Annotated in this window: 8 protein-coding genes and 6 pseudogenes; 4 read left to right on the top strand and 10 right to left on the bottom strand. The window is 68.8% G+C overall.

Going from position 1 to position 5,646, the window contains the following annotated elements:
* Positions 1–227: 227 nt before the first annotated feature.
* Positions 228–296, top strand: a pseudogene (locus tag KPL57_RS73750) (helix-turn-helix domain-containing protein); the annotation flags it as partial.
* A gap of 90 nt (positions 297–386) precedes the next feature.
* On the opposite strand, the gene KPL57_RS73745 reads toward KPL57_RS73750, so the two are convergent.
* From KPL57_RS73745 to KPL57_RS64510, 5 genes and pseudogenes are all read right to left on the bottom strand, one after another.
* Positions 387–554 (bottom strand): hypothetical protein, encoded by a 168-nt coding sequence (locus KPL57_RS73745; RefSeq protein WP_374203997.1) that lies wholly within the window; start codon positions 552–554, stop codon positions 387–389.
* A gap of 38 nt (positions 555–592) precedes the next feature.
* Positions 593–814, bottom strand: a pseudogene (locus tag KPL57_RS73740) (hypothetical protein); the annotation flags it as partial.
* A 636-nt stretch (positions 815–1,450) separates the two neighbouring features.
* Positions 1,451–1,918 (bottom strand): annotated as a pseudogene (locus tag KPL57_RS73735) (transposase); the annotation flags it as partial.
* Positions 1,919–2,173: 255 nt separating this feature from the next.
* Entirely contained in the window at positions 2,174–2,614 is a 441-nt protein-coding gene (locus KPL57_RS73730; protein ID WP_226359380.1) for a cytochrome P450, read from the bottom strand.
* On the bottom strand, positions 2,556–2,960 hold the full coding sequence (locus KPL57_RS64510; protein WP_226359379.1) for a cytochrome P450: 405 nt from the start codon (positions 2,958–2,960) through the stop codon (positions 2,556–2,558). The genes KPL57_RS73730 and KPL57_RS64510 overlap by 59 nt, the downstream gene beginning before the upstream one ends.
* A 39-nt stretch (positions 2,961–2,999) precedes the next feature.
* On the opposite strand from KPL57_RS64510, the gene KPL57_RS64505 reads away from it, so the two are divergent.
* Positions 3,000–3,278, top strand: coding sequence for a hypothetical protein (locus tag KPL57_RS64505; protein WP_226359378.1), 279 nt, complete (start codon positions 3,000–3,002; stop codon positions 3,276–3,278).
* A 203-nt stretch (positions 3,279–3,481) separates the two neighbouring features.
* On the opposite strand, the gene KPL57_RS64500 is transcribed toward KPL57_RS64505, so the two are convergent.
* Complete coding sequence (locus tag KPL57_RS64500; RefSeq protein ID WP_226359377.1) at positions 3,482–4,099, bottom strand: ABC transporter ATP-binding protein; 618 nt, start codon at positions 4,097–4,099, stop codon at positions 3,482–3,484.
* Between the two features lie 17 nt (positions 4,100–4,116).
* Here KPL57_RS64500 and KPL57_RS69045 point away from each other — a divergent pair, with 17 nt between their 5' ends.
* A complete protein-coding gene (locus KPL57_RS69045; RefSeq protein ID WP_264200117.1) occupies positions 4,117–4,242 on the top strand; it encodes a hypothetical protein in 126 nt (41 codons plus the stop codon).
* An 89-nt stretch (positions 4,243–4,331) separates the two neighbouring features.
* On the opposite strand, the pseudogene KPL57_RS73725 reads toward KPL57_RS69045, so the two are convergent.
* Positions 4,332–4,385 (bottom strand): annotated as a pseudogene (locus KPL57_RS73725) (hypothetical protein); the annotation flags it as partial.
* A gap of 33 nt (positions 4,386–4,418) precedes the next feature.
* On the opposite strand from KPL57_RS73725, the gene KPL57_RS64490 reads away from it, so the two are divergent.
* A complete protein-coding gene (locus tag KPL57_RS64490; RefSeq protein WP_226359376.1) occupies positions 4,419–4,586 on the top strand; it encodes a hypothetical protein in 168 nt (55 codons plus the stop codon).
* Between the two features lie 15 nt (positions 4,587–4,601).
* On the opposite strand, the pseudogene KPL57_RS73720 reads toward KPL57_RS64490, so the two are convergent.
* The 3 genes and pseudogenes from KPL57_RS73720 to KPL57_RS73715 all read right to left on the bottom strand — a co-directional run.
* A pseudogene (locus KPL57_RS73720) lies at positions 4,602–4,649 on the bottom strand (hypothetical protein); the annotation flags it as partial.
* Positions 4,650–5,086: 437 nt separating this feature from the next.
* Positions 5,087–5,251 (bottom strand): hypothetical protein, encoded by a 165-nt coding sequence (locus KPL57_RS64480; RefSeq protein WP_226359382.1) that lies wholly within the window; start codon positions 5,249–5,251, stop codon positions 5,087–5,089.
* A gap of 179 nt (positions 5,252–5,430) precedes the next feature.
* Positions 5,431–5,634, bottom strand: a pseudogene (locus KPL57_RS73715) (hypothetical protein); the annotation flags it as partial.
* Positions 5,635–5,646: the final 12 nt, after the last annotated feature.

Raw genomic sequence — 5,646 nt, 5'->3', positions numbered from 1 at the left:
ACCTCGCCCGCGTGATCCTGGCCCGCCACGTCCCGGACCGGCAGGTCCCTCGCCTCTCCCCGCCGCCCTCCAGGCCCTCATGCCTACGGACTGGCCGGGCAACGTGCGCGAGCTCAAGCTGCGCTCAGCTCCGCCGCGCTGAGCTCGATTCACACCGACATCGCCGTCCAGCACCTCCCACCAACCTGCCGCACCGGCGCCGGCGCAGTCTTACCCCACTCGAGCGGATGGAGCGCGAGGAGCTCATCCGTGCCCTGGCCGAGTGCGATGGCAACAAGTCGATCGCAGCCGACCGGCTCGGTATCCCCGCTCCACCCTCTACCGCAAGATGCGCATGCACGGCTTGCCGGAGAACGCGTCTGATCGGCTCGCTGCTGCTAAGCGCCCTACGCGGGCCGACGCACCTCGCCCGGTTCTCGATCGGGACGCAAGCCTCGCCAGGACGGATGACGAAACCCGCCACCCGCGCTGAAGGATCTGTACTCGATCTCGCCGACCAGGCGCGGCTCGACCCAGTGCACGGCGACGCCCCGACGTGCGGGCGGCCTGGCCACGCGTGCGTGAGTTGGGTCGGGCCGGTGATCGGCGGCTCATCGCGGCTGAGCACGCGTAGCTGCTCCAGCAGCTGCCGCCGTGCGGCATCGGTGAAGCCCGTGCCGACGTCTCCGGCGTAGACGAGGTCGCCCTGCTGGTCGTGCACCGCAAGGAGCAGCGAGCCCAGCACGTTTCGGTTCCCGCTCGACGGCGCCACCCACGACGACGACCTCGGCGTTGTGATGCAACAGAGTCGTGATCCACCGGCGCTCCGGTACATCGACGCCCGCGGTGGCCAGGGCATCGGCGCTCGCGGGGTCGATGCCCGAGCAGGCGCCGGTGACTTGGGCAGTCCGGCCGGACAGCAGATGCCGTCCCCGGAAGCCAGCCGGACTCGTCTTCGCCGCCACCGCCGAACCCAGTTCGACGGTTACCTAGCGTGATATTGGTGCCCTCTGGGCGGTCGTCATCGCCGAATGGAGACGACCGTAGTCATACTGGGAGACATGACCACTAGTCCAACTCGTGTCACGAGCCAAACAAAGTTGATCTACGGGACCACATAATCCCTGGTCAGACGCGGAGCGGACGACGGGAATCGAACCCGCACCGCTAGTTTGGAAGGCAACCAGCCAACGAGGACACCGGCACCACCAGCAACAACAGTTGACGAGCCTTCCACGGCAGCAACAGCAACCACGCCGATCGCCCCACGTTCGTGTCACATGACGTGGCACGAGGACCCGTTGCCGTCAACCACCGAACGTGACCACGCTGCGTCGTCGAGACCTGGACCAGTCAGAGCCTCCCCGGTGAGGACCGAGCTTTGGGAGACGCGGCCCGCTAGACGCGCCCAGCGTTGAAAGGTATGCCGGGCGACGACCACGTCTGTAGGCGCCGGCAAACACATGCCTGTCTAGGCCGTGTCCTGTAAGCCGGTGCGCAGCCATAACACGATCGCGGCGATGATGATCTCGGATCGGTAGTAGGCGGCGCATTGGCGTAGCGGTGGCCAGGTCGCGGAACGGCTTGAGCCGGTTGAAACACCGCTTGACGACGTTGCGGTCGACGTAAAGGCTCGGGTCGAACGTGGGCGGGCGTCCGCCGCGGGAGCCTTTCGCGGCGCGGCGGGCGATCTGGTTGGTCTTTTCTCCGGGCTGGTGAACGCGATCCCGCGCTCGCGCAGCGCCGCCCGGGTCGAGGGGTGGGAGTAGGCCTTGTCGGCCAACACCCGGTCGGGACGCTGGCGTGGTCGGCCGGGTCCGTCGCGGCCGACCCGGATCTGATCCAGCAGCGGCAGCAGGTGTGGGTTGTCCCCGGCCTGGCCGGGGTGAGGATGATCGACATCGGGGAGGCCGCGGCCGTCGGCGGCGAGATGGATCTTGCGGTCAGCCCGCCCCGGGACCGTCCGAAGGCCTCACCGTCGACGACGGGGGCTTCGATCCAGTCGGTGGTGGCGCCCCCTTTTCCGGAACCCAGCCGAATGCTGGTGGGCCCGGACGCTGGAGGAGTCCACGCTGACGATCCATGTCGATGGACCCAGCCGGCGGCGAGGCCCCTGATGGCGTCGAGCTCCGCGACGAGCGATCGACCGCACCGACGCGCTGTGGTAGGCACCTGCTCGGCGGGACCGCTCGGGTCATCCGGCGACGCCGTGATCAGTACCCAGGCGAACGTGCACGACAGCAGAGACCTGAGACCGAGGCTGCCACCGAACGCGCGCCGCCTCCGTGTCCGCCTCCATATCCGGGAAACGCGTGGCCAGCTTGTGGAACACGATCCTCGCCTCCAGCATGGCCAGCTGCTTGCCGAGACAGAAGTGCGGTCCGAACCCAAACGAGATCTGCCGGCCGGCGTCACCCCGCCGGAGGTCGAGTTCGCCCGGACTCTCGAAGACTCTCGTCTCAGGTTCGCACCGCCGATGATCGGCAGCACGGTCTCGCCCTTGCCGATCTCGAGACCGTCGATGAGGATCGGCTCGAGCGCGACCCGGCCGACGAACTGAACAGGGCTCACGAACCTCAGGAGCTCGTCGATGCCGTTGTCGAGGAGCGACGGCTCCGCACAGAGTGCCCGCCACTGATCCGGCTGCCGGTGCATTTCCAGCAGACGATGCCGAGGAGGTTGGTCGTTGTCTCGTGCCCGGCGAGCAGCAGCAGCACGTAGAACGCCGCGAGCTCGTCCTCGTCGAGCCGGCCACCGTCGCCTGCGCCCATCAGCGCTGCGACGAGGTCCGACTCCGGTTCCGACCGACGCGTGGTGAAGACCAGATCGCTGACATACGAACGGAACTCCGTCATCGCCGAGTGAGTGTCGGCCAGTATGTCGGGTGTGTTGGTGCCACGCCATCGGCCGAGCCTGCTCGACCATTCACGGATCAGCCCACGGTCGGCCTGAGGAACACCGAGCAGGTCGACGATGACCATCAACGGCAGAACATGTGTCAATTGGGACACACTTCGACGGTGTCCCCCGACGTTCGCGAGATCGTCGAGAAGGCCGTCGGCGTATCGAGAACCTTCTCGGCCAGCAGGGCGGTCCGCCTCGGGGTGAACGCCCGCTGTGCGATGCTGCGCAGCCCGCGAGTGACGTTCGCCGTCAGCGCGACTGAGCTGTTTCGTCTCGAAGTCGGCAACGTCCCAGTACAGAACGAGCTGCTCATCGGTGAATCCGCCTCGCACCCGCTCTGCGTCGGTGCCGGCGTAGAAGCCGTTGTTACCCAGCCTCCGGTCGTTCAGCAGTGACCTGACCTGACTGTATCCGAGTATCAGTGGCGCGATCCGGTCCAGTACGACGCTCCATGAGCCTGAGCGCGCTGCCACACGTCACCGGCGGACCCGAGCAGCGACGGATCAGCAGCGAGCAGTCGTGCAAGGTCGTTCGCGAGAGCGGCGTCGTCGAGCGCCGGTCTTTCGGATCCGTCGCGGTCTCGGTCGACACGGATACCTCACTCATTTCTTCCACTCCCGCGGAATCGTGGGTCGGCGTTCGGACGCCCTTCGTCAGCGGCGGGCTCAGGCGGCCCCCCGCACCCAGGAAACGCCGCAGAGAGCTCGGCGTCTCGATCGATCGTGGCCGGGTCGCCGTGCAGCACGATCCGTCCGTTGCGCATGACGTAGACGTCGTCGGCGACGGTCAACGCGGCAGCAGCGTTCTGCTCCACCATCAGGACCGAGAGGCCGCGCTCGCGGATCCCGCGTACGGCAGCCATGATCTCGCCGACCATCCGCGGGGAGAGACCCATCGACGGCTCGTCGAGGACGACCACCGTCGGCAGGGTCATGAGCGCGCGGCCGAAGGCGAGCATCTGCTGCTCGCCGCCGCTGAGCAGGCCCGCGGGTGCGGTGCGGCGCTCGTGGCAGGACGGGGAACATGTCGTAGACCTCGTCGCGGACCCGCTGGTAGAGCGGCGGGCCCGACGCAGGTAGCTGCCGAGCACCAGGTTCTCCTCGACGCTCAGCGGGGCGATGATCTGGCGCCCCTCCGGCACGAGGACCATGCCTCTGGCGCGCGATCGTGTGGGCCGGTGCGCCGGTGATGCGGCGGCCCTCGAGCTCCACCTCACCGCCGACGGTCGCGACGATGCTGCCCGTGATCGCGTTGAGCGTCGAGCTCTTGCTTGCCCGCACCGTTCGCGCCGAGCAGCGCCACGATCGCGCCCGCGGGCACGTCGTGGAGACGTCGCGGACCGCGGCGAGCTTGCCGTAGTGGACGGTGAGGCCATTGACCTTCAGTACCGGAGTCTGAGCGGCCTTGCCCCAGCCGTTCGCAGCGACGGTCGCGATGTCGGAGTCGCCGATGTAGGCCTTGCGGACCGCGGGGTCGTTCGCCACGGTCTGCGAGTCGCCCTCGGCGATCAGCTTGCCGAAGTTGAGCGCGAACACGTGGTCGGTGACCGTGTGGATCATCGACAGGTCGTGCTCGACGAGCAGCTGGGTGAGTCCCTCGGACCGGAGCGCCACCAGCAGCTCCCCGATCTCGTCGGTCTCCGCCCTGCTCATGCCCGCTGCGGGCTCGTCGAGCAGCAGGATCGTCGGGTCCGTCGGCAGTGACCTGGCGATCTCGACGCGGCGCTGCATGCCGTAGGAGAGCGCCTGGGGGTGGCGGTCGGCCATCGCCGTCATCCCCACCCGGTCGAGGCAGGCCAGGGCCTTCTCGCGGCTGGCCCGCTCGTCGCGGCGTGCGCGACCCTGCCGCAGCCACGTGCCGATCAGCGGCGCGACATCACCCGCTTGTCGGCGCCGACCATGACGTTCTCGAGCACCGTGAGGCTGTCCTCGAGTGCACCGTCTGGAAGGTGCGCGCGAGGCCGAGACCGGCGACCTCGTGGGCCGGGGCGCGGGTGTAGTCGCGGCCGTCGAGCTCGAGCCGCCCGCCCGAGACCACGCCCAGCTTCGACACGGCCGCGAGGAAGGAGCTCTTGCCCGAGCGTTCGGGCCGATCAGCCCGCACAGGCTGCCCCGGGGAACCGAGAGCGAGACACCGTCGACGGCGCGCACGCCCACCGTAGGCGACCACGAGACCGTCGGTCGCAGCAGGATGTCGTCGTCGCTCATCGCCGCTCCACCGCCGCCATCATCGTCGTCCCGGCTCCCGGACGGGTTCGGGCGCCGGCTCCGTCGGGTGACCGGCGGTGGCTGCGCCGTTCGCGCAGCCTGCGCCCGACGTCCTGCAGCAGGCCGAGGATGCCGCGCGACGCGTAGACCGCGATGACCACGATGAGGGCCCCGTAGATGGCGGGCCCCAGTCGGAGACCAGTCGAGCCCGAGCGACTGCAGCACGATCGGCAGCGACTGGATGAGCGCGGCTCCGATGAACGCCCCGCGCCAGGAAGCGGAACCCGCCGACGATGGCCATCGTGAGCCCGAGCACGATCACCGGGAAGCCGCTGTCGGTGGGGCTGACCACGCCCAGGACCATGACGTTGAGGGCGCCGCCGAGCGTCCCGACCATGCCGGAGACGACGAAGGCGAGGTGCCGCGCCCGTCGGTGTCGAACGCCGAGGGATCGCGCGAGCTCCTCGTCCTCCCGCACGATCTCGTAGGCTCGGCCGAGCGCCTTGGACTCGAACGCCGTGAGCAGCAGCGCGACTACGACCACCACCGCGAGCAC

Source organism: Pseudonocardia sp. ICBG601, assembly GCF_020496245.1.
This window is presented reverse-complemented; position numbering and strand designations above follow the sequence as displayed.

Excerpts from the sequence above, each read along its gene's own strand:
- KPL57_RS69045 (WP_264200117.1), top strand. The coding sequence starts at position 4,117 with ATGCTGCCCGTGATCGCGTTGAGCGTCGAGCTCTTGCTTGCCCGCACC.
- KPL57_RS64510 (WP_226359379.1), bottom strand. The coding sequence starts at position 2,960 with ATGGTCATCGTCGACCTGCTCGGTGTTCCTCAGGCCGACCGTGGGCTG.